This window comes from Dietzia timorensis (genome assembly GCF_001659785.1).
Taxonomy (GTDB): Bacteria; Actinomycetota; Actinomycetes; order Mycobacteriales; family Mycobacteriaceae; genus Dietzia; species Dietzia timorensis.
On the sequence record NZ_CP015961.1, the window covers coordinates 3202185 to 3226767 of the forward strand.

General features: G+C 65.5%; 18 protein-coding genes. 7 read left to right on the forward strand and 11 right to left on the reverse strand.

Translation table 11 applies throughout. From position 1 onward, the window contains the following. Positions 1-27 precede the first annotated feature (27 nt). The 3 genes from BJL86_RS14810 to BJL86_RS14820 form a co-directional block, all read right to left on the reverse strand. Positions 28-696: a biliverdin-producing heme oxygenase gene (locus BJL86_RS14810; RefSeq protein WP_067478722.1), complete on the reverse strand. Its 669-nt coding sequence runs from the start codon at positions 694-696 to the stop codon at positions 28-30. A 205-nt stretch (positions 697-901) separates the two neighbouring features. After that, a complete protein-coding gene (locus BJL86_RS14815) occupies positions 902-3235 on the reverse strand; it encodes a VanW family protein (protein WP_232228998.1) in 2334 nt (777 codons plus the stop codon). 331 nt (positions 3236-3566) lie between these two features. Next, complete coding sequence (locus BJL86_RS14820; RefSeq protein WP_067477182.1) at positions 3567-4883, reverse strand: acetyl-CoA C-acetyltransferase; 1317 nt, start codon at positions 4881-4883, stop codon at positions 3567-3569. 213 nt (positions 4884-5096) lie between these two features. On the opposite strand from BJL86_RS14820, the gene BJL86_RS14825 reads away from it, so the two are divergent. Next, on the forward strand, positions 5097-6446 hold the full coding sequence (locus tag BJL86_RS14825; RefSeq protein WP_067477167.1) for a 3-oxoacyl-ACP reductase: 1350 nt from the start codon (positions 5097-5099) through the stop codon (positions 6444-6446). An 8-nt stretch (positions 6447-6454) separates the two neighbouring features. Next, complete coding sequence (locus BJL86_RS14830; protein ID WP_067477170.1) at positions 6455-7414, forward strand: MaoC family dehydratase; 960 nt, start codon at positions 6455-6457, stop codon at positions 7412-7414. Positions 7415-7512: 98 nt separating this feature from the next. On the opposite strand, the gene BJL86_RS14835 is transcribed toward BJL86_RS14830, so the two are convergent. The 7 genes from BJL86_RS14835 to BJL86_RS14865 all read right to left on the reverse strand — a co-directional run bounded on the left by BJL86_RS14835 (position 7513) and on the right by BJL86_RS14865 (position 17912). After that, positions 7513-8232, reverse strand: coding sequence for a hypothetical protein (locus BJL86_RS14835; RefSeq protein WP_067477173.1), 720 nt, complete (start codon positions 8230-8232; stop codon positions 7513-7515). Positions 8233-8370: 138 nt separating this feature from the next. Then, on the reverse strand, positions 8371-9513 hold the full coding sequence (locus tag BJL86_RS14840; protein ID WP_067477176.1) for an HTTM domain-containing protein: 1143 nt from the start codon (positions 9511-9513) through the stop codon (positions 8371-8373). Continuing rightward, positions 9504-10256, reverse strand: a complete 753-nt coding sequence (locus BJL86_RS14845; RefSeq protein WP_067477179.1) for a DUF5819 family protein — start codon at positions 10254-10256, stop codon at positions 9504-9506. The genes BJL86_RS14840 and BJL86_RS14845 overlap by 10 nt, the downstream gene beginning before the upstream one ends. Before the next feature lie 78 nt (positions 10257-10334). After that, positions 10335-14582, reverse strand: a complete 4248-nt coding sequence (locus BJL86_RS14850; protein WP_156896133.1) for a choice-of-anchor G family protein — start codon at positions 14580-14582, stop codon at positions 10335-10337. Positions 14583-15016: 434 nt separating this feature from the next. Further along, complete coding sequence (locus BJL86_RS14855; protein ID WP_075845070.1) at positions 15017-16366, reverse strand: Dyp-type peroxidase; 1350 nt, start codon at positions 16364-16366, stop codon at positions 15017-15019. Beyond that, complete coding sequence (locus tag BJL86_RS14860) at positions 16356-16997, reverse strand: copper chaperone PCu(A)C (RefSeq protein ID WP_075845071.1); 642 nt, start codon at positions 16995-16997, stop codon at positions 16356-16358. Before BJL86_RS14860 ends, BJL86_RS14855 begins: the two co-directional genes overlap by 11 nt. Before the next feature lie 117 nt (positions 16998-17114). Next, complete coding sequence (locus BJL86_RS14865; protein WP_232228999.1) at positions 17115-17912, reverse strand: hypothetical protein; 798 nt, start codon at positions 17910-17912, stop codon at positions 17115-17117. 85 nt (positions 17913-17997) lie between these two features. Between BJL86_RS14865 and BJL86_RS17650 the strand changes: the two genes are divergently transcribed. From BJL86_RS17650 to BJL86_RS14880, 3 genes are all read left to right on the forward strand, one after another. Continuing rightward, entirely contained in the window at positions 17998-18870 is an 873-nt protein-coding gene (locus tag BJL86_RS17650) for an SRPBCC family protein (RefSeq protein WP_067471991.1), read from the forward strand. Between the two features lie 122 nt (positions 18871-18992). Continuing rightward, positions 18993-20087 carry an NAD(P)-dependent alcohol dehydrogenase gene (locus tag BJL86_RS14875; RefSeq protein WP_067471988.1) on the forward strand — a complete coding sequence of 365 codons (1095 nt, stop codon included), beginning with the start codon at positions 18993-18995 and terminating at the stop codon, positions 20085-20087. A 515-nt stretch (positions 20088-20602) separates the two neighbouring features. Further along, positions 20603-21619 (forward strand): type IV toxin-antitoxin system AbiEi family antitoxin domain-containing protein, encoded by a 1017-nt coding sequence (locus BJL86_RS14880; RefSeq protein ID WP_067471985.1) that lies wholly within the window; start codon positions 20603-20605, stop codon positions 21617-21619. Between the two features lie 7 nt (positions 21620-21626). On the opposite strand, the gene BJL86_RS14885 is transcribed toward BJL86_RS14880, so the two are convergent. After that, positions 21627-22166, reverse strand: coding sequence for a hypothetical protein (locus BJL86_RS14885; protein ID WP_075845073.1), 540 nt, complete (start codon positions 22164-22166; stop codon positions 21627-21629). Positions 22167-22667: 501 nt separating this feature from the next. Between BJL86_RS14885 and BJL86_RS14890 the strand changes: the two genes are divergently transcribed. Next, entirely contained in the window at positions 22668-23546 is an 879-nt protein-coding gene (locus tag BJL86_RS14890) for a transporter substrate-binding domain-containing protein (protein WP_067471979.1), read from the forward strand. A 139-nt stretch (positions 23547-23685) separates the two neighbouring features. Beyond that, positions 23686-24528, forward strand: a complete 843-nt coding sequence (locus BJL86_RS14895; protein ID WP_082908340.1) for an amino acid ABC transporter permease — start codon at positions 23686-23688, stop codon at positions 24526-24528. Positions 24529-24583 lie beyond the last annotated feature (55 nt).

The following is a 24583-nucleotide window of genomic DNA, read 5'->3' on the forward strand; positions in this document are numbered from 1 at the left end:
ATGGGTCACCCCGTGTGCGGGGCTTTTTCATGCCTTCAGCGGTACCAGCTCACCGAGTTCTGCGAACACCCGAGAGTTCAGGTCGAATGCCGCCACGGCCGCATCGACCGCCTCCCCGCGCTCGTCGTCCGTCAGCGGCAGGGCATCCAGATTCGCCCGGTACTCGTCCTTGTACACCTTCGGCTTGGCCACATCGAAGTGGTAGAAACTCAGCCCCTCGTCGAGCCCGTGGTGGCGGCGCATCAACGTCCCGATGATCTGCCCGCCGGACAAATCTCCCAGGTACCGCACGTAATGGTGCCCTACCAAGCGCGCCGGATCCGCCGCAGACGCCTCGATCTCCGCGACGTACGCCCGCGTGGCCGGCACGATCGTCCCACACTCGATCCCTGCCTTCGCATGTGTATCGAGGTCCGCGCGCAGCGCCGTTTCCCGCTCGAGTATGACGTCGTACAACGGAGCGAACAGGGGCTTCTGCGCCTGCCGCCGGCACGCCGCCTCGAGCGCGGCGTAGATCGGCAGGGACTGGGCAAGAAGCGCCACCAGTGCCTCGACCCCGCTCTTCCCCTCGAGCATGGAGGACATGAACCCGGAGTTCTCGGCGCGCTCGTGCGCCACCGCCGTGCGCTCCTTCAACGCCCGCGACAAGGGCTCACTGGCTGCGAGCACAGTCGTGCTCCTCGCGGCATCGGTCATCGTCGTCTCCCACACATTCCCATGGCCGCCGATGCTCGGCGACCTTCCACCAGATCAAAGCAAGCCTATCCTAATAAGTTGCTTATCCAGAAGGGGTCGCCGGAAAGAGATGCGCTCGGACGTGGGGTGAAAATGCGGCGCGGGCCCGCCCCGACCGTGAAAGTCGAAAGCGGGCCCGCGAGGTGCCGCGACTTCGCGCCGATTTCTACGGCACGGTAATACCGGGGATCTCCGGCAGCGGGAACGGCAGTCCCGGAACCTCCGGCGGGGCCGGGGCCGGTGCCGGCGAGTCGCCCCCGCCATCGCCTCCGCCGCCGTTGCCACCATCGTTGCCGCCATTGCCGCCGCCTTCGCCTCCGCGATCGGGCGCCGGCGCACAGACGATGGCATCCACCGGGTCGTACACGCTGCGGAAGGTGTCCCTGGATACCTCGCGCGAGCCCTGCGTGACGATGCGCGTGGCCACCGCCGTATAGCCGTCACGGCCGGCACTCGGGCGGCAATCCTCGCCGCTCTCGCGCCGCGTACCGGGACGCTCGACACTGGTGCGCGGCTGCTCCTCGGTGCGCACCTCGTACTGCGAGGTTCCCCACAAGCGCACAGTGATGCGGTTGCCGGTGGAGAACGCCTCGATCACCACACCGGTGTTCTGCTGGTTCTTGAAGCTCGTCGCCTGGGCTGCCGAGACGTCGCGCGCGACCGGGAACTCGTCGTCATCGACCCCGCGGGAGGTGCGCTGGAGCTCCGTCATCCCCGCCTCGTAGGCGGCATTGAAGAACGCCGTGGCCACGCCGTCGGCGCCGGTGTTGCCGGAGTACGTGCCAGCGAGCTCGGCGAGGTTGGCCGTCTGGCCCGAGCGGACCAGGTGCCCATTGATCGCCGAGACCATCTCATTGGCGGCCGAACCGGCGCTCACGTCGATGCTGAACTCGCCGACACGCTCGCGGATGCCCGCCGCTTCGGCGTCTTCGGTGCTCAGCTCCGGCTCCTGGGACTCGTAGGACACCGGAACGGTGCGCGGACCTCGATCCTGGAGGCCGGCCTGCAGGCCGCCGAGCAGCGGGCCCCACTGGACCGTGCGGCCCATGACCGCCGGCTCGACCGTGACCGAGTTGCCCGAGAACACGAAGCTCGCGTCGCGCCCCTCGGTCTGGGTTTCCGAGAGCAACGGGTCAAGAATCCCCTTGGCCGCCTCGGCGTTGTACTGCGGCTCGAGGCGATTGCCGTTGCGCTCGAAGGTGAGGTACTCGCCGATGCGGTCGCGCGGAAACTCGACCGGCACGGCGTTCGGCCCACGCGGGTCGACCATCTTCACGGTCGTCGTCGACGGCGATGCCTGGTCGTCGTCCTGTTCACGCTCGTTGACGCGCAGCGGCACGTCCTTGGTTTCGGGCTCTCCGCCGTCAGGATTGACGTGCGAACCGACCAGGGTGACCGGTTCGGCCACGGCGGGTTCCGCGACCTTGTCGATAACTTCTCGGACCTGGTCCTCATCGGTTTCCGTGGGCGTGTAGTCGACTGCGAGGTCGACGCCGTTCTCGTCGAGCCAGTGAGCGAGGACCGCCTCGCGGGAGTCCTCGATGCGCACGCTCTGCCCGTCGCGCGGGAGGATCGACTTGACGTCGGCGCGGTCGTACCAGATCGCGCCCTCGCGGGGATCGAGGTCCGCCTCGCGGGCGAGGGTTTCGAGGTAGCCGGTGAGCCGCTGGTCGGGAATACGACTCTCGATGCCGATTTCCTTGGACCGGAAGAAGGAGATGAGGCGAGTGAACGGGTTGAGCGGCTGCTCGCCGGCACGGTCAAGGGTGCCCCGCCAGTCGACGCTGAGGCCGACCTGTTGCGGATCGAGCTCCGTCGAGACGGCGCCCGCGCGGATCGCGATCGGGTCAGTGAGCCGCGGGCCGAGCTCGTCGACGAGCTTGGTCTCGGCGTCCGAGTAATCCATCGAACCGACCTTGACGCCGGCGACCTCCGAGCCGCGCGGCACCTTGCCGAGACTCGTGACGAGGTCGACGCCGTAGAGGACGGCGAGAAACATGAAAACGCCGGCGGCAATATAGGTCCATTTGGCGCGCGAGAGCCAGCGGTTGGCGCTGCGCTGATCGCCGGTAGCGGGATTCTCGACGCCTTCGAGGGCGGCGGGCTCTGCACGTTCGCCCGTGGGCGCGTAGGGGCCGCCAGCACCCTGCCGAGTGCCCGCGGCATTGCGGCCGCCGGCTGCTGCGGCGCCACCTAGCGCGCCGGCACCCGCCGCGCCTGCGGCGGCCGCGTAGACCCCGCCGCGCGAGGGTTCGCCCGCCGAGGACTGAGACCAGGCATGCGGCGGCTCGTTGCCCTGCCGAGAGGGCCCGGGGCGGCCTGCGGGTACGGCAGCTCCGCCGTCATACGGTGAGGGTATTTGGGTGGTTTGCGCATCGCCGGACGCGCCTACGCCGCCCAGCGCGGGCTTCTGCGCTTTGGGATCGTCCACGCCGAACTGCCCCGGCAAACCCCAAGCGGGCCTGAACTGCTCGGCCCGTGGTTCGCGGCCATCTGCCACGTTCCACACCTCCAACATCGATCACACGCCCCGCGCTGTGTTGCGCGGCACGATCTGCGGCGGCTACCCGTCGCCGACTGCACGATTCGCGGACGCCCCGACCGGCAATTCTACCCAGCGAGGTGAACTAATCCTTAGACATCGCTGACGAACACGCATAAATATTCGCCACACTAGTAACAGCTGTAACAATCCTAACCAAATGTCCAGCGCACGTCCGCGCGACTCGCCACATCCGGAAAGTCGACCGCAAGCAAAAGGGGCCCACCGCGAATGAACGCGGCGGGCCCCGAGAGCCATCGGGCGAGGTGCGCCCGAGTGCGTAGCGCTATTAGCGCTCGATGATCGCGGTGACGCCCTGGCCACCAGCGGCACAGATCGAGATGAGGGTACGGCCGCCGCCGTTCTCCTCGAGCTGCTTCGCGGCGGAGGCGAGGATACGCCCACCGGTAGCGGCGAACGGGTGGCCCGCGGCGAGCGAGGAGCCGTTGACGTTGAGCTTCTCGCGGTCGATCGAGCCGAGCGGGGCGTCGAGGCCGAGGCGGTCCTTGCAGTAGTCCGCCGACTCCCACGCGGCGAGCGTGGCGAGGACCTGCGAGGCGAAGGCCTCGTGGATCTCGTAGTAGTCGAAGTCCTGGAGGGTGAGGCCGTTGCGCTCGAGCAGACGCGGAACCGCGTAGGTCGGGGACATGAGGAGGCCGTCCGGGGTGAGGCCGTCGTGGCCGTGGATGAAGTCCACGGCGGCGGTTTCGGAGTCCACGAGGTAGGCGCGGACCGGGAGGTTGTTCTCCTTGGCCCACTCCTCGCTGCCGAGCAGCACGGCGGAGGCGCCATCGGTGAGCGGGGTGGAGTTACCGGCCGTCATCGTGGCCTCGGTGCCGTGAGCCTCGGCGTCCTTCTTGCCGAAGACCGGCTTGAGCTTGGCGAGCTTCTCGACGCTGGAGTCCGGACGCATGTTGTCGTCGCGGGAGACCCCGAGGAAAGGGGTGACGAGGTCGTCGAAGAAACCGCGGTCGTAAGCAGCGGCGAGCTTCTGGTGGCTCGTGGCGGCGAGCTCGTCCTGGTCCTCGCGGGAGACGCCCATCTCGCGGGCGGTGATGGCTGCATGGTCGCCCATCGACAGGCCGGTGCGCGGCTCGGCGTTGCGCGGCTGCTCCGGGATGAGGCCCGAGGCACGGATCTCGCCGAGCAGCTTGACGCGATCGAGGGTCGTCTTCGCGGCGGAAACCTTGATGAGGGTCTTACGAAGGTCGTCACCCACGGCGAGCGGCGCGTCGGAAGTGGTGTCGGAACCGCCGGCGATGCCACTCTCGATACGGCCGAGAGCGATCGCGTCGGCAACCTGGATCGCCGAGGCGAGTCCGGTGCCACAGGCCTGCTGCAGATCGAACGCGGAGGTCGACGAATCGAGCACGGAACCGATGACCGATTCGCGGACGAGGTTGAAGTCGCGGGAGTGCTTGAGGACCGCACCGGCGACGACCATGCCGAGCTTGGCGTCCTGCAGGTTGTAGCGGGACGCGAGGCCATTGATCGAGGCCGTCAGCATGTCCTGGTTCGAGGCATCGGCGTACTTGCCGTTCGAGCGGGCGAACGGGATGCGGTTGCCACCGATGATGGCGACCTTGCGAGGCGCAGTATTGGCCATGTTCTTCTCAATCTCCAATGTGGGTCGCGAGCAATAAATTCTCCGACACTCCTCGGCAGCGTTGCCGCCGCTCTGCGTAGCACCGAGGTCGGGCGTGGAGGTAGCAGAATTGAGTATCTGGGGGTTATTGTTACTCACGAGTAAGTTACTTGTCGACCTCGGGTCGTCTGAGGTCGGCAGGGCGCACATTCCAACCAAAGGACTGAATACTTCATGGCTCAGGGCAATAACGACCTGTACTCCCAGCTCGTCTCCTCGGCGCCCGGTGCGTTTATCGCCGGCCGCGTCGGACTTCCGCAGCCGGAGCCGCTGCGCCGCTACGCCAAGGGCGAGCCGGCGCTTACCGGCCCGGTCCTCATCGGCGGCGAAGGCCGCCTTGCCGAGCCGATCCGCGAGATGCTCTCGGGCGACTACGAGATCGCCGACGCCGGCTACGAGGGTAAGTTCGGCGCTCTCGTCTTCGACGCCACCGGCGCTCGCAAGCCCGAGGACCTGCGGGAGATGTTCGACTTCCTGCAGCCCGTGATCCGCAAGGTCGTGCCGTCGGGCCGCGTTGTCGTCCTGGGCACCACCCCGGACGAGACCGGTTCGGTCGAGGAGCGCATCTCCCAGCGCGCCCTCGAAGGCTTCACCCGTTCCCTCGGTAAGGAAATGCGCCGCGGCGCCACCGTGTCTCTCGTCTATGTCTCCGCGAAGGCCGACACCGGCCTCGCGGGCGCCGAGTCCACGCTGCGCTTCATCCTCTCGGGCAAGTCGGCCTATGTCGACGCCCAGGTCTACCGCGTCGACGACAAGCCGGCCACCGCTCCCGCCGACTGGGATGCCCCGCTCGAGGGCAAGGTCGCCGTCGTCACCGGCGCGGCCCGCGGCATCGGCGCCACGATCGCCGAGGTCCTCTCGCGCGATGGCGCGCATGTCATCTGCTGCGACATCCCCGCCGCAGGCGAGGGGCTTTCCGAGACCGCGAACAAGGTCGGCGGCACCTCGCTGCCCATCGACGTCACCTCGGCTGACGCCGCAGAGGTCATCGCGAAGCACGTCACCGAGCGCCATGGCGGCAAGCTCGACATCATCGTCCACAACGCCGGCATCACCCGCGACAAGACGCTTGCCAACATGGACTCGGGCCGCTGGGACTCCACCTTCGCCGTGAACCTCATCGCGCCGGAGCGCATCACCGCCGAGCTCACCGAAAAGGGCATCCTCGGCGAGGGCGCCCGCGTTATCGGCGTTTCCTCGATGGCCGGCATCGCCGGTAACCGCGGTCAGACGAACTACGCCGCCACCAAGGCCGGCGTCATCGGTTTCGTCGACGGCGCCTCGGAGCAGCTCGCAGACAAGAAGATCACGGTCAACGCCGTGGCCCCGGGCTTCATCGAGACCCAGATGACCGCTGCCATCCCCTTCGCCACCCGCGAGGTCGGACGCCGCCTCAACTCGATGCAGCAGGGCGGCCAGACAGTCGACGTCGCCGAGACCATCGCCTACTTCGCCAACCCGGCGTCGTCCGCCGTCACGGGCAATGTGATCCGTGTCTGCGGCCAGTCGCTGCTGGGAGCGTAGTTCCGGATATGAGCACTCCCAAGCTGAACCCCGACGTCACCTTCGAGAAGTTGCCGGAGGTGCCGAACCTGCTGAGCATGTACGGCAAGGCGGCCGTGGATCAGGTGCCCGTCCTGGGCACCAATCGCAAGGCCGACTCCATGCCGTCCATCGGCTACGAGGTGTCCGGCATCTCGGTGAGCGCCCATGAGCTCGCCCAGTACACGGAGGTCACCGGCCTCCGCCTGGCGAGTGAGCTGCCGCTCACCTACCCCTTCATCCTTACCTTCCCGGTGGCGATGAAGCTGATGACCTCGAAGGAGTTCCCGTTCCCCGCGATGGGCGCGGTGCACCTGCGCAACGAGATCACCTCGAACCGCCCGATCCTGGTCGGCGACGAGCTGTTCATCCGCGTGTGGGCCGAGAATCTCCGCGAGCACCCGAGCGGGCTGCTCGTCGACGTCGTCTCCGAGGTCTACACTCCGAACGAGCCGGATCCGGCGTGGCGCCAGGTGTCTAGCTTCCTGTCGAAGCGACGCACCTCGCTCACTCCTCCGAAGGACGCACCGCGTCCGGAGAAGCCGGAACCGCCGACGGCCAACGAGATCGGCGACCCGACGACGACGCTGTCGGTCGACGGCGGCCAGATCTCGAACTACGCCGAGGTCTCGGGCGACCGTAACCCGATCCACGTGTCCGCAGTGGGCGCGAAGGCGTTCGGTTTCCCGAACACCATCGCCCACGGCATGTGGACCGCCGCGGCGCTTCTCGGCTCGGTCGAGGGCGACATCCCCGCGCAGGCCCGCTACACCGTGCAGTTCGGCAAGCCCGTCGTGCTGCCGGCGAAGGTGCTGGTCTACGCCCGCGAGAACGTCGCCGCCGATGCGGTGGACGGTGTCGAGGCCTCCGAGGGCGGCTGGACGATCACCGCGCGCAAGCCGCGTAAGCTCGGCCACGTCTTCGCCACGGCCACCATCGAGTCGCTCTAACGCCCCTCGCGCCGTGGGCCCGGGCCTACGTCAAAGCCGCGCTCCCTGTTCCTTTTCGGTTCAGGGGGCGCGGCTCTTTATTGCCCGCCAGCCAGCGGTTAGTTGATCTTGTCGGCCAAATACGCCAGATTCGATTCCGGACCGACTTCCACCGTCTCGAGTTCCTTATCCGCCAACAAGCTTCGCGCCGCATCCGCCGAACAGCCGACGATCGTCGAGTCGTAGTCGATCTCGGAGAACGTGAACCATTCTCGGCTGTCCGGCCAGGCGACGTTCGGCAGATATCCCCACTCCGTCGTCGCGCCGCCGCCAGGCATGGACGCCCGAAGCTCGTCGAGCGGTCCACGAAAATAGTAGGCCTCCCGCCATCCGCGGGTGCTGTACGCCTCGTCGCGTTCGCGTTCCGAAAGCGGCGTCTGCCCTGGATTGCCGAGTCCGGTTCCGGGCCAGAACCCCACAGTCACCAGGTCCGCTTTACCACCCCGCGCAAGCGCGTCGAGGACTCTCGCGAACATGTGTGGTTTGAGGGTCCCTCGTCGCGGGCACTTCCCGCCTTCCCACTGCGCGTCGGGGTCGTCGCTGCCAATGATTCTGTGCCACTGCACTTCCGGGTGAATGACCGTGCCGAATCGCGCGGCCACCTCGGACCACCGCATCGTCTCACCGTTTCCGCCAACGTCGACCGGATGCAGCACCCGGACGTATGCGTCGAATCCCCGTGGAACGAACTTCCCCACCGCGCCGAATTCCTCGTCGAACTCGATCTCAGCCCACGCCTCGGGCGCATTCGCTGAGGGCTCGAAGCCTTCCAACCACATGCGCCAATTCCACCATGGACTTACACCCGCGCGCTCCACAAAGCCTCAAGAACCGTTCCTATGACGTCGGAGATTCCTTAGCCCCACCCGCGGATCTGCGCACCCACGCAGCCTTCGCGCATTGCGCGGCCGGCCCCGCTAGGACCGTGTCTTGTCCAGCGTGCCGGAATCCTCTTTTTCGTCCGCCTTCTTCTTGGAATCGGCCTCGGCCACTTTGTCGTTCTCGCCCGAATCGTCATCGCCCGACGACTCGCCCAGCTCGGCCTTCCCCGAGGATCCGGGTATCAACTTCTGCACGAAGGGAATCTTGGACAGCGTCAGCTGCAACCAGCCGACTATCGCCACCCACGTCGCTCCGGACACCAGAACCGCGTCTGCCGAGGCCATGATCCCGGAGAAGAACGGAAGTCCCATAAGCAGGGCGATTCCCAAATGCATGCCGAGCATGAGGATCAGTGCCACGCGTCGCGTGATCTTATTGAACAGCAAGAACGGGAACGCGATCTGCGCGAGCACGGATACGTAGGTGACGATGAACACCGGCAGCGCGAAGTACGTGAGCAGGTCGGCGAGAGGAGGGAACACTCCGTACGCCTCGGACTGCAGTGGGTAGTAGACAGCAGTTCCGTTCTGCCACAGCGTTCCCTGGACCTTGTAGAGTCCTGCCTCGAGATAGACGAGGCAGACCTGGGCGACGACCATACACAATCCGATGTTGTGCAGCACGGAGCCGACCTGCGTCTCGACGCTCTTCTTCGCTGCGCGGCGACGAGAGTCCAAAGACCAACGGCGCGAGACGTCGACCAAAATCAAGTAGATGAGCATAATTCGGATGAAGTAATTGCCGCCGTCCGCGATCGGCGTATTCTGCGCGTTAATAGCCGTGTACGCAATGAATAGCAGTGGCGTAATAAATCGAGTTCGCCACCCGAGGACAAACGCGATAACGAGCGCGATCGTGACCACGTACCACGCCCAAAACAGACCCGGCCCTGCCTCCTGAAGCACGTTCAGCGGGAACTTGTATCCGAGAACCTCGCGGTAGGGCTGCCAGTAGGCCGAGCCCGGACCCCAGATTTTCGACGCGATCGGCAGGTTCGCCAAAAGCCACCCGAGCAAGAAAAGTCCGGACGCGATACGCATTACGGCGAAGCCGTAGTCGGCGTGCCTGTCCGAGATAAACCACGCGACAACGCGGTCGAACAGCCGGCGAGGTGAGTCCCGTTGCCCGCGTATCCAGGTTCGGATAGGTGTGGAATCTTGGGGCTTTATCAGCTCCATGCGTCGAACACCTCCTGGTCGAACTGGGTGGCCGCCCTCCAGCCGATCTTTGTCCACGATTCGGCCTTTTCGTCCGATGCCTCGTGCCGGTCATCGAATGTGGGCACGGAATCTCGGCGCATTCGCACTTCGACCAGCGACACGGCGTCGCCATACTCCTCGTGCATATATAGGGTTCCTAGTCCGACCGCGACCGATTCGAGTCGCTCGTAGTTCCGCATATTGTGGAGTTGGCCTGGCGAGTACTGCTGTTCGGCCTGTGCGGAGTCAAGGTCGATTCCGAATACCGGCTCGCCCTCAATGTGGTTCGCCTCGACTGCCTTACGTTGCTCATCCGTGAGTTTCGCGGCAACCGGCCACAAGCGTCCGTGCACTACCTTCGACTGCCGGGTTTCACGATTGGCAAAAATGTTGTAGTCCACCGCTTCGAGCTCCTCTGCAGTGACGTTTCGCCACGGAGTAAACTCGGCGCCTCGAGAATCTCCTCCCGCGCAGACATCGTGCGGGCTGATACACGCTCGAACCAGCATGTTCTCGTCCTGAGAGTATGGTCCGGGCGCGAAAAGGTTCCACCCCTGGTCAAGCGGTCCCAGAAAGTACTTACTCAATCCGGGCTGGAGGGCTTGCTTGACCGGTGTGTCGGGGCCGGTGTAGGCAAGGGTGGCTCCGATATGGCCTGCGGCGAACAGCCCAACTACGGCCAGGACAATCGCTGGGAACCGGCGAATCCGTTGCTTGGTCATGCGTGTAGATCCGATCTTCAACTTCGCATTTTTTCACGGTTCAGGGCCCCGGTTACGGCGCCCTGAAGCCTCGTACAGCTATTCCGAGACGCGCTGGCGGTTCACGAGCAGCGCCCCACCGACCAGCGCCAATAGTATTGCCAATCCCGCCGCGGCAGCGCCGAATAAGGAGGATTGACGCTCGGGTGTTGCTTCAACCGTCGCGATCGGCTCGATCAGCGAACCCGAGACCACTCCCGTCGGCGAGGAATAGGTGTTCGCGTTATCCCGACACGTGCACTGGCCATTCCCATTGTTGTTATCGAATACCCCGAAGAAGTTGCTGCTCGCAGCGTTGATATCCGGAATATGGAAGTTCGGGAATTCGAACGGCGGCAGCTGGAATCCGCCGATGCTCGCCCCCTGCTGCTCCGGGAAGTTCTGGGCGATAAAGTTGATGAGCCCGACGATTCCAGCGATCCCTAGGCCGACAGCCAGTAGACCAAGCAGTGGCCCGCTAGTCGACCCGGAGGATCCGGAAGATCCGGAGGATCCCTCGGACGAACCGCCGGATGTGTTGTCCGACGTGTTTGCAGCGGTGTTCACTGCGGTATTGGCATCAGTGTTGAGGTCGGTGTTGTCTCCCGTGTTGTCCGCAGAGTTCGCGTCCGTATTCACCTCGGTATTGGCTTCTGTGTTCACATCCGTGTTCTCGGACGTATTCGCATCGGTGTTTTCAGCCGTGTTGTCCGTCGTATTCGCCGAAGTGTTGTCCGCAGTGTTATCACTTTCGGAAATGAGCGTGAACAACTCCGTGTCCGATAGTCGAGGCGCGGTTAGATCCCTAACCGTGACCATGTAGTCGCCAAGCTCGAGATCCTCGGACTTGATTCGGAACGATAGCTCTCCATCCGAATCGACAGTCACAGAACCGATCCATTCGCCCGGATCTGCCGGAGCAATTGCCATTACGCCAATATGCGTGGCCAAAGCACGGAGAGCGACCTCAGGAGTCAAGACCTCGCCGTCGACTTCCCTCAGGAATGCGTCCGCCTTTCCGTCCGGTGTGTACCCGGTTCCATAGACAAGCACGTTATCGACACCCTTAACTGCTCGATTCGGAGTTAGGTCAATCGAGGCGACCGCGGTGTTGTCTGCCGTGTTTTCAGCCGTGTTCTCGGCCGTATTCACCTCGGTGTTGTCGGCCTCGTTATCCGCCGTGTTCTCGGCCGTATTCACCTCAGTGTTGTCGGCCTCGTTGTCTGCCGTGTTCTCCGAAGTGTTCGTGTCGGTGTTGTCCGCGGTGTTGTCGGCCTCGTTATCCGCCGTGTTCTCGGCCGTATTCACCTCGGTGTTGTCGGCCTCGTTGTCTGCCGTGTTCTCCGAAGTGTTCGTGTCGGTGTTGTCCGCGGTGTTGTCGGCCTCGTTATCCGCCGTGTTCTCGGCCGTATTCACCTCAGTGTTGTCGGCCTCGTTATCCGCCGTGTTCTCGGCCGTATTCACCTCGGTGTTGTCGGCCTCGTTGTCCGCGGTGTTCTCCGCAGTGTTCGTGTCGGTGTTGTCCGCTTCGTTGTCTGCCGTGTTGTCCGCGGTGTTGTCGGCCTCGTTGTCTGCCGTGTTCTCCGCGGTGTTGTCCGCTTCGTTGTCCGCCGTGTTCTCGGCCGTATTCACCTCGGTGTTGTCGGCCTCGTTGTCTGCCGTGTTCTCGGCCGTATTCACCTCGGTGTTGTCGGCCTCGTTGTCCGCGGTGTTCTCCGCGGTGTTGTCGGCATCATTCTCCGCGGTGTTGTCCGCGGTGTTCTCCGCAGTGTTCGTGTCGGTGTTCTCCGCGGTGTTGTCGGCCTCGTTATCCGCCGTGTTCTCCGCAGTGTTCGTGTCGGTGTTGTCGGCCTCGTTGTCCGCGGTGTTCTCCGCAGTGTTCGTGTCGGTGTTGTCCGCGGTGTTCTCCGCAGTGTTCGTGTCGGTGTTGTCCGCTTCGTTGTCTGCCGTGTTGTCCGCGGTGTTGTCGGCCTCGTTGTCTGCCGTGTTCTCGGCCGTATTCACCTCGGTGTTGTCGGCATCGTTGTCCGCCGTGTTCTCCGCGGTGTTGTCCGCTTCGTTGTCTGCCGTGTTCTCGGCCGTATTCACCTCGGTGTTGTCGGCCTCGTTATCCGCCGTGTTCTCGGCCGTATTCACCTCAGTGTTGTCGGCCTCGTTGTCTGCCGTGTTCTCCGCAGTGTTCGTGTCGGTGTTGTCCGCGGTGTTGTCGGCATCGTTGTCCGCCGTGTTCTCCGCAGTGTTCGTGTCGGTGTTGTCCGCGGTGTTGTCGGCATCGTTGTCTGCCGTGTTCTCCGCGGTGTTGTCGGCATCATTCTCCGCGGTGTTGTCCGCGGTGTTCTCCGCAGTGTTCGTGTCGGTGTTCTCCGCGGTGTTCGTGTCCGTGTTGACCTCGGTATTAACCTCAGTGTTTTCGTCTGTATTGTCCGCCGTATTGTCGTCGGTCGGGTCAGCATTGGTCACTGCAAGCCCATCCGTCGCCGACTCACCCGACGTCGCTGTTGCCTCGACGGAGTACTCCGTGCCCGCCGGCGTCCCCTCAGGTACCTCGAGCTGGGTTGTAAAGCTCCCCTCGCCATCGGTCGTCACCGTGACGGGGTCGCCGATCGGATCGCCATTCACATCAAGAAGCTGGACTTCAACTTCGGTATTCGGCGGGAATTCGGTTCCCGTCACCGTCGTCGTGTCGCCATCGCGCACAGAATCCGGAGCTAGCGAAATCTCTGGAACCTGAACATCCGCGCGCACCGTGGAAGACGCGAGGCCGATCCTGACTGCCTCAGAAGCGGGCAGCAATTCCAGCGCCACCGCGTTGACGGTAAACGACTCCGCCCCCAGATATCCGGGCGTCGGCTGCTCATTGATCGTCACCTGAACGACCTCGGAAAGCACCCCTGAAAGCACCGGGTCCAAAGTGTCGAGAATCGGATCCACCGCAGCGTCGAGAGTGCTCTCCAGCTGCGTCGTCGCCGTGGTTACCAACGTTCCCGTAGCAGCCCGAAGGGGAGCAAAAAGGACGGACTCGAGTGGAGCTACCAATCCACCTAGCAACGCTCCAATATCGATTAGCCCCAGCAAGTCCCCGTCGATATCTACTATTGGTGCATCCGTCGACGTGCCGGCGAGCTGCCCGAGTGTCGTATCGACCGTGACGAAGACGTTGACCACCCCTAATCCAAGCACCGACACTCTCGCCGGAATGCGAATGTCCAGGGCGATCTCGTCGAGAACAGACTCGAGCGCATCGCCAGCCTTCGCCGACACCGTTCCCAGGGCTTCTTGGACAGCATCCGTGATGAGATCGATATTCGGCGACGTCAGCAATTGTGTATTGGGAGGTAGCCCGTTGAGCCCCTCCGGTCCGCCTAGCTGCTTGAGGTCGATGCTGATCGTGCCGTCGCGAAGATTGATCGCCACCAGACTATTGGCGTCTTCCAATGGCTCATTGAGAATGATATTCGCGGCGTTATCCAACGCATCGTCCAGTCCGTTAACGCCCAATGTTCCACCGGAAAGCCTCACGCTGGCGAGACCGATACTCACGTCCCGGCTCACACCGCTGACGATTGACCCCAGCACCCCTGACGTCCCCAATGCGGTATTCAACGTGGTGCCCGTTCCCTGCAACGCAGTCGTCAAGGTGCCCGAGAGCCCCTCCACCAGCGGAGAACTGACAACGAGCTTTCCATCGGCGACAACGTACTCCGACTCGACGTCGTCTCCGGTGGCCGTCGCCGTCGACCCGACCGCGCCCAGCTGCAGAGTGAGGTGGTCGATAATCTCATCCGTGAGTCCGTCCACCCCCAGTTGGCCTAATAGCTGGGTGAGATTGACTTGCGCACTCCCGTACTCGCCGACCCCGCCTGGATCCAGGGAGATCGCGCCATTGTCTCCGAGCACGCCTGCGCTCGCCGTGGACGTTCCGCCGTTCGGCGAACTTGCGTAGCTCGACAGCGCGCCCGCATCACCGAGATACAGCAGACCACTTTCGTCCGGATCGCTGATGAGTGGAATGTTCAACGTGCCCAGGCTCAGGTTGACGCTGCCCAGAAGCCCCACGTCGAGCGGGTTCGCATTAGGACCCGGGTCGCTTGGGTTGCCGGAGTCGCTACTGGCAGCATCGGCGAGGTCCCCTGTGAGGAGGTCGGCATCGATGACCTTGCCCAGCGCCTCGGATTTGTCGCTCGGATCCGCTTGCGCGGGCGCGACGGAGAGGAGCGTCAGGGAAGCGGTGGCAATTGCGGCCACAACGGTCTTGAAGACGCGGCTGCGACGAATCGCGCGGTCTCGAGAATCAGTCGAGAAATTCACGTTCACTCCATTAATGACGGGGCACAATCCCACCCGCAACCGCAGGGTCACAGGTGAAATACATCACAAGTGTTCGTGGATAAGTCTGACAAAGAATCCGCTGAACCGCTGGGCGCATTTCCTGCCCTGACCACCATGTGGGAAAAAGCACTGAAGTGCGGAAATCCAAATCAATCAATGTCAATTTAGGCAACTTAACTAAATCGACGTTTATCTGTAGTTATGTCATTGCAACTTAAGCCAAATATTCACTTCCCCGAATTGACCTACCGTCCAACTAGTTTTCCCACCGGGGGGTACCTCACTACCCCCGTTCGCGCGTCGGCCGGCAACGCGGGAGACACGAGACAACGCAAAGCGGCCGCGCCCCGCCCCGCATTTCGCGGGGATCTGCGGGCACGGCCGATCGCATTTTCCCAGTTATGACGCCGGAGTCAGGTAAACAACCCATCACCAAGGAACCCGCCCGCCTCGGCCTGGGATTCGCCGAGTCCCGGCGGCAGCGCAAACACCGCGGAACCGGTCGGTGTGGTCCAGGTGTTGAGCAGGTCCGCCTCCGCGAGTCGCTCCTGGACCGGCAGGAACTGTCGGTCGACGTTCGCGCAGTACGCCGCGAAGAGGAGCCCGCTTTCGGGATCGCCTCCTCCGGCGTCAGAGGTGAAGTTGAACGGACGCCGCAGGAACAGCTCCTCCGGTGTGCGGGCGTGCGCGCGGGCGACGTGGGATTGCGGCGGGATCACCTCGAGGCCCGCTTTGTCCTTCGCGTCGAGATCGACGGGGTCGAACTCATGCTCGCCGGTCAGCGGCGCGCCGGTCGATTGCCTGCGCCCGAGGGATAGGTCCCGCTGCGGCGGGTCGACCTCCTCCCATGTCGCCATGTTCATCACGATGCGGCGCAGCACGAGGCCGGAGCCGCCACGCATCCACTCCTGGTCCTCGTCGGCGCCGCAGAACACGAGGTCCCCGCCTGTGTCGGGTTGGACCGTACCGTCGAGCTGACCGAAGAGATTGCGCTGGGTCATGTCCTTCGGGTGTGCGCCTGAGGCCTTGCGGAAACCCTGCTGCGTCCAGCGAGACACCACGAGCCCGCGAACCCCGGCCGAGAGCAGCCGGGAGGCGTTCGCGACGGTGAGTGGGTCGTCGGCGGCAATGTGGAGCAGCAGATCCCCGCCATTGAACCGGTCGTCGAGGTCATCGATCTCGAACGCCGGCAGCTGCCGCAGCCACCGTGGCCGCAGTTCCGGCCGCCCGATCAGGTCGAACAGCCGTGGGCCGAAGCCGACGGTGAGCGTGAGCCGCGCCGGGTTCTCGGCGAGCTCGGGATCCATGTCGGCGAGGCCCGACTCGCCGCGCACGAGGCGCGCGCCGTCGTCGGTCCACACGCGAAGCACACCCTTGAGCGCGGCGGCGAACCGCTTCGTGTCGTCCCCGCCCAGACGCGGAGTCGCCGCATAATCGCGGCGATTGTCCGGCGCCCCGGCGAGGTCGAACGCGCGAAACACGCAGTGTGCCTGTGGCGGTGTGGCGATCCCGGCCTGGCGTTCGCCGTGGAACGGGATCTGTGCCTCGCCGATGGCAGTCGGCGATGGCAGCGCCTCTGCGGCCTTCGCCGCGGCGTCGGCGTCGGTGTCCGCTCGGGCGCAGCCGGTCAGCGCGGCGCCGCCGGCAACGCCAACCGCGGCGGCCGAGGTGCCGCCGAGAAAGGCGCGGCGCGTGTGGCTGCGGCTTCGGGTGCTGTGTTCGCTGGTGTGTTGAGTCTCGTCGGGGCGGGGCTCAGTGGTCATGGCCCTCGGAACCGTGGTCCATGTCGCCGTGGTCCATATTCTCGTGGTCCATGTCGCCGTGGTCCATGCCCTCGTCATCGCCGGCGTGGTACTCCTCCTGCGCTCCCTCGAACGCACGCGCGGGCACGGTCGTGACCGTCTCCGAGCCGTCGGAGAAACGCAGCGTCAATTCGAGGTCCTGGCCGGGCGTGATCGGCTCGCCGAGCTCGACGAGCATGATGTGATACCCGCCCGGCTCGAGGTTCAGCTCGCCGCCCGCAGGAATCTCGAGCCCGCCGTCGACCTCCTGCATCACCGACGACCCGGCCTCCTGCACGACCTCGTGTAGTTCGGCGTCCGCATCGACATCGACTTCGGCGGATTCAAGCGTCACGTCTGCGTCCGAATGATTGGACAGGGTGCCGAAAATCGCGGTCATATCCTCGTCGGTCGCCTTGACCCACGCGCCGTCGAGCGTCACCCCGCCGTCCGCGACCTGGTCGGCGCCTGCTTCGGCGCCCGCTTCGGCGCTCGTCGTCGCCGAATTGTCGGCCGACTGTTGGGCGTCTTGGGCGCCGCAAGCCGTCAACGACAGCGCGGCGGCAACGGAAAACGGGAGGATGGCGCTACGGAAAGAAATGTGGTGTCCCATGGAGTATCTCCTGCTCAGGGTAAGAAAGTGGTCTCCGGGCGCACGGCGGCACGGATGCACGCCGGCCTCGGCCGGAGCTTTAGTGAGCCTGTCGCCCACCGCGCGCAGCGAATGCTGTCAGGCGGCGAGCGTGAGAAGGGACGGCGGCGCTCGCGGCGCGGCGGGAGCGAAACCGGTAACACTTCCACCTGTGACGGCGGAGCCAAGAATCCCCCGGGCCGCCCGCGGAAGCGTCGGACGCAGCAGCGCCGAGGTAACCCGCCCGACGAGACGCCGAAGCGCCCGCCGCGCGATGATGCTCACCGCTAGACACACGAGCACGCCCACCGCGTGAGCGACAAGCATCGGCAGTACCATCTCGGAGCCGCCGGCATGCGCCGGTCCCCCGGCCAGCGCGCCGGGGGCCGCGACAGCGTCGCCGCCGGCTGCGAAATCAGCCGACACGCCGTGCCCTGTGTGGAGGCCGTGGCCGCCGTGTGACGCGGAAGCCGCGCCCCCGGCACCGACGCCGGCTGCACTCGAACCGCCGGCGAGCATGTGGTCGGCCTCGAGTACGGAGTGCGCGAACCATTGCCCGGCCGTCACCGGCAACAGCAGACCAAGCACCCGCGGGCCCGCGGCCAGCGAGACCGCGCGGCCGCTCTGCCCGGGCAGCGTGCCCGCGAGCCGCCCGGCAAAGTAGGCGAGAGCGCCGGCACCGCCACCGAGAACGGCGGCGCCCGCCGTCAGCAAGAATATGGCGTCGAAGCTCGGCGCATGCGCCAGCGACGATGGGGCCGCGAGCCCATGCGCGCCGACACCTGCCAGCGCGGCGAGAAAAGCGAAGAAGGCACCGGGCACCGCGAGGCCGGCGGCCCTATGGGCCGGGCGGCCGAGACGGTCGATGTCGCGGGTGCGACGCTGGTGCTCGGGCACGGTGTCATCATAGGATTTGCCCGTACGTGGCAGGTAATCGCCGCCGCCGCCACCGACACCGCCACCCCGATCGAAGCGAGGCCCCATGTTCGACATCAACGCACACGTCGACTCGACGGACGGTGTCTGGCTCGTCGTCGAAGCTCGCGTGGACGTCCCGGCAGCTCGCGCGTTCACCGAGGTTGCCACCGCCGAGGGCATCTCGGCGTGGTTTTCCCCGACGACGCTCGACCCGGAGGTCGGCGGCGAGTTGCTCCAAGGCCTCGATCCCACCGTCGGCCCGGATTCGCCCGACTTCGCAGAGATGGCCACGCGCGGCACCGTCACCGAGTACCGCGCACCGTCGGCATTCGGCGCCGGCCGCTTCGCCTACGTCGAGCGCGATTGGATGGGTCCGGGCATGCCCGTCGACCCGTGGATCACGTCCTTCGAGGTCGCCGAGTCCGGCCACGAGTCCGGCGCCGCCACGCTCATCACCCTCCGCTCGGGCTTCGAGCAGGACTCCCAGCTCGGCCGCACCTCCGCCGAGGAATCGGAGACCGGCTGGACACAGGCCATGCACTGCCTCGCCCATCGCCTCACCGCGTTTCCTGACGGCGGAGCCCGCATCACCCAGGCCCTCTCCGATGTTCGCCCCGGATCCGTCGAGGCATTGTGGGCGCGGGCGGCCAAGGCGCTCGGGATCCCGGAGGGCACCGAACCCGGAACCCATATCGACGCCGCCTCGCGCACCGGCCGCGTCGCCGGCACCGTCCTCCACGCCTCAGAAGGTGCCGCGGTCCTCGCGCTGTCCTCGCCCGGGGTGGGCACGCTCAACGTCTATTGCTTCCCGGCCGGCGAATCGGCTTCCGAGGCGACCTCGCACGCGCAGCTCGCCGCTCGTTTCGCCGAGCCCGCCGACGCGCCGAGCGACTGGGATTCCATCCGCTGGCAGCGCTGGCTCGACTCACTTGCCTAGCGCCCTCAGTCGCCCTGTGCCGCTGCGACCGGCCGCGCCCGAGGCGTAGCCTCGCTGGTGCGAATCCATCGTCCGTGCGGCCACCCCGCCGCGCCGTCAACCATGCTGGGAGAACCCCCGATATGACCACTGCTTCCACCCTGCCGGGCGCCGAGAATCTCGACCGCCTCGAAGCCGTACCCGCCGTTGCCGCCGTCGCTCCCGACGCCCCGCTCGAGGCGCAGACGATCTCGCGCCGCGCCGTCGGCCCCCGCGATGTGCGCATCGCCATCGAATACTCCGGCATCTGCCACTCCGATATCCACACCGCGCGCAGCGAGTGGAGCGAGGCGAAGTACCCGCTGGTCGTCGGGCACGAGATCATCGGCCGTGTCGATGCCGTCGGCTCCGACGTCACCAATTTCTCCATCGGCGACCGCGTCGGCGTCGGCTGCATGTCGAACTCCTGCCACGACTGCCCCGCCTGCGCCGACGGGCAGGAGCAGGAGTGCCACAACGGCACGATCATGACCTACGGCGGCGTCGACGTCGACGGCTCGATCACGCAGGGCGGCTACAGCGCGGCGACGGTCATCGACGAGCGCATGGTGCTGCGCATCCCCGAGGCGCTGCCCGCCGACGCGGCCGCACCGCTGCTGTGCGCCGGCATCACGATGTACTCGCCGCTGCGCCAGTGGAACGCGGGCCCCGGCACGAAGGTCGCGATCATCGGCATGGGCGGCCTCGGCCACGTCGGCGTCAAGCTCGCCGCGGCGATGGGCTGCGAGGTCACCGTCCTGTCGCAGACCACGTCCAAGCGCTCCGACTCCCTGCGCTTCGGCGCGACCGAGCACTACGCCACCGGCGGCGACGAGGGCAAGGAGAACCTCAAGGCGCTTCGCGGTTCCTTCGACCTCATCATCAACACGGTGTCCGCGAACCTGCCGATGGACGCCTACGTCGGCCTGCTTCGCACCCGCGGCGTCTTCGTCGAGATCGGCCTGCCCATCGAGAAGCTCAGCCTCTCGGCGTTCACGCTCACGCACGCACGCCGCGTGCTCACCGGCTCGCTCATCGGCGGCATCCCCGAGACACAAGAGATGCTCGACTTCTGCGCCGAGCATGGTGTGACGGCGGAGATCGAACTCATCTCGGCCTCCGAGATCAACGCCGCCTACGAACGAGTCGTCGGCTCGGACGTCCGCTACCGCTTCGTCATCGACGCCTCCACCTTTTAGCCCGCCGCATTCGCCGCGGTCCCTACCCCACCGGGGTCGCAACGTCCCGGCCAGCGGCAACCCCGCCCGGCCTCACAACCTCGCCCGGCACTCCACCACGTGGCCCCGCCCCTCCCCGGGCGCGGGGCCACTCGCCTACCTGCACTTTCTCCCCAGCCTGCCAAAGCACGCCGCGCGCCCGGCCGCCGCGAGGACTTCCCGAGCCCGAATTCGCTCCGTCCCGGCCGCGAGCGCTCGCCTCCTCCCGTAGACCGCACCGCGAGTCACCTTTCACCTGTGTCCTGACACGAGGATTTGTGGTGCCGGATAGCGGTATGTCGGAGGGGTCGGCGTCGTGTTTGAAGAAGCGGCGAAATGGCGCCGTCACGTGACCAAGCGCGCCCGACGTCATATGAAACGATGCTGGTGAAAGCCTTGAAAGGCAGTTGTCCACAGGGGCCAGCGAATTCCCCACCGGTTGATTTTCTTGCACGCCGCGGTCCTGCTCGGCGAGGGCGGCGCGGAACGATCGAGGCATGGAATCTACTCGAAACACGGGCGGGAACGGGCGCGAGGCGAAGGGGAGGCACGAGGGGACTAAGGGGAGGCAGGCGGGGACGAAGGGGCCGGTGTATTTCACACACGCCGATCTGCGCGCGATGGGGTATCACCAAAATGCGATCGCGCGGAATGTGCGCACCGGGCGGTGGACGCGGCCACTGTCCAACGTCTATTTGCTCGACGATCCGAAGGAGTTCTCGAATCTGGAGCGTCATCGCGGGCTGGTTCGGGCGTACAGCCGAAAATTCGGTGGCGCACGGGTTGCCTCGCACTGGACCGCCGCCGCATTGTGGGGGCTACCGACCAGCATCTTTTCGCAGAACACGATGGCGTTTACCGAGAACCGGCCGAGACAGGGAATGCTCCGGCCACGTTATTTAACCGTGTACCAACGTCCGCTGGGGACCGAGGACATCGTGACGGTCGACGGAATCGCGTGCACCTCGCTTGCGCGGACGGTGCTCGACTGTTCGCTGCTCGGCTCGTTTACGCAGGCTGTGTGCTCGATGGAGAGCGCGCTGTTCTTTCTGCCTGCTCGTTGGGAGCAGCGCCTGAGCAGGGATGACCTCGCTGAGCAGCTCGATAGGGCCGGCGGGCGCCGGCACATCGGGCTCGCGCGCGCGGCTTTCGAGTTCGCGGGCACGAAATCGCAGTCCGTTTTCGAATCCAGGATGCGGCTGTTCCTGCGGCATCATCGCATCGAGCAGCCCGAGCAGCAGGTGGAGTTCTTGCGTTCCGACGGGTCGATTCTGTCGATCGCGGATATGGCCTGGCGCGAAAGGCGCAAGATTCTCGAGTGTGACGGCGCCGGCAAATATCTCGACCACTTGGGCGGGCTCACCCCTGCGGAGCGGCTTCGCCGGGACCGCGAGCGCGACCGGGCGCTCCGCGAACGCGGATACGAGACGATCCGGGCCACGTGGAGGGACCTCGATCATCCGAATTCTCTACTCCGGTTGCTCCAGGGGGCCGGGTTGTATTCACCCCACTAGCGCGGCGTTAGCGTTCGCGGTCGAGGGCGCGGTAGATGCGGTGGATCATGCCGAGGCGCGCGCCCATTGCCCTCGGCTCCCTCTCCACCCCGGTGAGCAGGCGTTCGGCCTGGTCCAGCAAGTCCTCCGCGAGTACGTCGTGGAGTTGAATCACTAGGCGGAACGCGGTGTCCGGGAGGTTCGCGGCGACGTCGAGGCGATGCTGCCACTCGAGATTCATCCACCCCGGCCGGGTTTCCTCGCCCTCGCCCGGCGGGCGCCGGAACGTTCCCTGCCCGGCGATGCGGACCGACAACTCGTGTTCCCCTCGCAGGAGGGAGCGCGGGGCGAAACCGAATCTCACGCTCCGCGGCTCGACCTCGACTACGCGGTAGCGCACGGATCCGTGCCCGCCGCGGCTGCCCACCTGCAGGCCCCGATCGAGCAATAGCGCCGGCCACCGCCACCGCGGCCACAGCTCGTCCGCCGGACCCGCGAGTTCGCCGAGGATCGACTCGGCCTCGGCGATGTCCCCGCGCATCGCGCGCGTGTGGACGTTTCGGATCATGTCGTCATCGACTGGGTGGTTTCGGCTCCATTGCGAGATCACTGGTCGCGGCTCCAATTGCAGCGGTTCTGCCGTCGATCTTACGGCGGCGTGGGGGGACGCGGACCGGGTTTCGCGACTGGACCGTTGATCTGCCCTCCCCGCTCAGCATCCCGACGGCTCGACATCGAGTTGCCTGGCTCACATTTTTACCGGAACGCGGACATCGATTTCGCCGCGCCCCCGAGGCAGTTCCGCTGCTCTTTACACTTATTTTCATCTCATCTTCGGCCGCCCGGCGTGGACGAGCGCCCTGGATACCTGGCGTAGAACCCACCCCTTCACCGGCGTGGAGCAATAAATGTTTTGTAAACAAAAACGACGATTTCACGATTAATCATCGATATTTCTCGTAGTGTCATACGCACAGCGCGGGAAGAAGAGTCCCAGAGGTTTCACACGATCACGGTGTCCCGTCGTCCCGGGCCTTCTGAGCACCACCACAGGATGAGGTAACGGAAAATGACTCGCAGAAAGTCAATCGCACTCCAGGCGGGCGCCATCGGCTCCGCCGCCCTGATCGCACTGGCAGGCTGCAGCAGCGGCGACGATTCCGGAGGTGACGGCGGAGAGTCCGTCACCGTGGCGATCGCAGGCGAGGAGCCCTATTCCTATCTGGATGACAGCGGCGAAGCGACCGGCGCATCGGTCGCGCTCGCCGAGAAGATCCTCGGCGAGGACCTCGGCTACTCCGTCGACACCGAACTCACGGATTGGGACTCCCTGATCCCCGGCCTCGAGGCCGGTCAGTGGGACGCCGTCTCTGCCGGTATGTCGGTAACCCCGGAACGTTGCGCGCAGGCGGCGTTCTCGGAGCCGGAGATCATGTACACCACCGCGTTCCTCGTCGAAGAGGGCAACCCGCTGGGCGTCGAGAACTTCGAGGACATCGCCGAGAAGCAGGAGGCCGGCGAGGACATCCGCGTCGTCACCCTCACATCAGGCGTCGAGGCCGGATACACCGAGGACCTAGGGATCGAGAAGACCGGTGTCGGCACGGCCGAGGACGGCGTCGACTTCGTCACGGGCGGACGCGCAGACGTCTTCGCACTCACTGCGATCTCACTCAAGGCGATGGCCGGAGACATCGACGGCTACGAGGTCACCGACCCGTTCGCCCATGAGGTCTCGGCGGGCGCGACCGTGTTCCCGAAGGACAATCCGGAGCTGCTCGACAAGTACAACGAGCGCCTCGCCGAGCTCAAGGAGAGCGGCGAGTTCCTCGACATCATCAGCGAATTCGGCTTCACCGAGGAAGAGGTGCCGCCGGCAGATCTGACGAGTGCCGAGCTGTGCGAGGGCAATATCGACGAGCTCAACGAGAAGTACCTCGACAGCTGATCGACTCCGATAGTCCCCCGCCGGCGCCGCCCGGGTGCCTCGTTCGAAGGCACCCGGGCGCCGTGGCGGAGTGGCACGAGCGGTACGTCCGACGTCATACATGCCCCTATTCCGCCTGTGAGGAGAACGGCTCCGTGACATGAACTGGCTTGACGAGCAGAAAGCTAACTTCGAGGTGCTCGGGAACTTCTCCGAACGCATCATCGAAGGGCTGACCACCACCATCTACCTCACGCTGCTGGGCGGCGCGCTGGCGTTTGTCATCGCGATCGCGCTGGGGCTGGCGGCGGGCAGTCCGAGCCTGTGGCTGCGGGGGCCGGCGCGGGTGCTCATCGAATTCCTGCGCGGTATCTCGCTGCTTGTGCTGCTGTTCTGGCTGCTGTACGTGCTGCCGATTTTCTGGATCCAGTACCACATACCGCTGCCCGCGCCGCAGGACCACACGTTCGCGATCGGCGTGGCCGCGCTCGGGCTCAACTATGGCGCGTACGGCGCGGAGGCCGTGCGCGCGTCGCTGACAACCGTTCCGAAGGCGCAGTGGGAAGCGACGACGGCGCTGTCGATGTCGTGGACGCACAAGATGCGGCGCGTAATTTTCCCGCAGGCATGGGCGCTGATGATCCCGTCGCTGTCCAACCTGTGGGTGCACCTCCTCAAGGGCAGCGCGATCGTCTATATCGTGCCCGGCGTCAACGATCTCACCTTCGAGCTCGACAATCTGCGCAGGCCGACCGACATCTGGTTTTCCCACGCGTTTATCGGTCTGGTCACCTACTTCATTCTCGCTCTCGTGCTCACCCTGTTCATGCAGGCGCTCGAGGCGCGCGCCAAGCACCGGCTCGGCCGGGGTCCGTCGCTGCGGGAGATCCTGTCGCCGACGCCGAAACTAGGCGGGCGGCGATCGAAGCGCGACGGCGCGGAACAGGGGCTCGGCCAGACCGGAGCCGAGGCCGGCACTCTCGCGGGAGGTAAGGCATCGTGAATTCTTCGCTGATCCTCGCGCAGGCGACCGAGGTCGACTCCCCCACGCGAGTAAC

What these genes read in the sequence shown, in the direction of transcription:
- BJL86_RS14855 (WP_075845070.1), bottom strand. Translation starts at nt 16,366, where the DNA reads ATGACCACTGAGCCCCGCCCCGACGAGACTCAACACACCAGCGAACAC.
- BJL86_RS14825 (WP_067477167.1), top strand. Translation starts at nt 5,097, where the DNA reads ATGGCTCAGGGCAATAACGACCTGTACTCCCAGCTCGTCTCCTCGGCG.
- BJL86_RS14875 (WP_067471988.1), top strand. Translation starts at nt 18,993, where the DNA reads ATGACCACTGCTTCCACCCTGCCGGGCGCCGAGAATCTCGACCGCCTC.
- BJL86_RS17650 (WP_067471991.1), top strand. Translation starts at nt 17,998, where the DNA reads ATGTTCGACATCAACGCACACGTCGACTCGACGGACGGTGTCTGGCTC.
- BJL86_RS14830 (WP_067477170.1), top strand. Translation starts at nt 6,455, where the DNA reads ATGAGCACTCCCAAGCTGAACCCCGACGTCACCTTCGAGAAGTTGCCG.
- BJL86_RS14840 (WP_067477176.1), bottom strand. Translation starts at nt 9,513, where the DNA reads ATGGAGCTGATAAAGCCCCAAGATTCCACACCTATCCGAACCTGGATA.
- BJL86_RS14820 (WP_067477182.1), bottom strand. Translation starts at nt 4,883, where the DNA reads ATGGCCAATACTGCGCCTCGCAAGGTCGCCATCATCGGTGGCAACCGC.
- BJL86_RS14885 (WP_075845073.1), bottom strand. Translation starts at nt 22,166, where the DNA reads ATGATCCGAAACGTCCACACGCGCGCGATGCGCGGGGACATCGCCGAG.
- BJL86_RS14810 (WP_067478722.1), bottom strand. Translation starts at nt 696, where the DNA reads ATGACCGATGCCGCGAGGAGCACGACTGTGCTCGCAGCCAGTGAGCCC.
- BJL86_RS14890 (WP_067471979.1), top strand. Translation starts at nt 22,668, where the DNA reads ATGACTCGCAGAAAGTCAATCGCACTCCAGGCGGGCGCCATCGGCTCC.
- BJL86_RS14880 (WP_067471985.1), top strand. Translation starts at nt 20,603, where the DNA reads ATGGAATCTACTCGAAACACGGGCGGGAACGGGCGCGAGGCGAAGGGG.
- BJL86_RS14895 (WP_082908340.1), top strand. Translation starts at nt 23,686, where the DNA reads ATGAACTGGCTTGACGAGCAGAAAGCTAACTTCGAGGTGCTCGGGAAC.
- BJL86_RS14845 (WP_067477179.1), bottom strand. Translation starts at nt 10,256, where the DNA reads ATGACCAAGCAACGGATTCGCCGGTTCCCAGCGATTGTCCTGGCCGTA.
- BJL86_RS14860 (WP_075845071.1), bottom strand. Translation starts at nt 16,997, where the DNA reads ATGGGACACCACATTTCTTTCCGTAGCGCCATCCTCCCGTTTTCCGTT.
- BJL86_RS14835 (WP_067477173.1), bottom strand. Translation starts at nt 8,232, where the DNA reads ATGTGGTTGGAAGGCTTCGAGCCCTCAGCGAATGCGCCCGAGGCGTGG.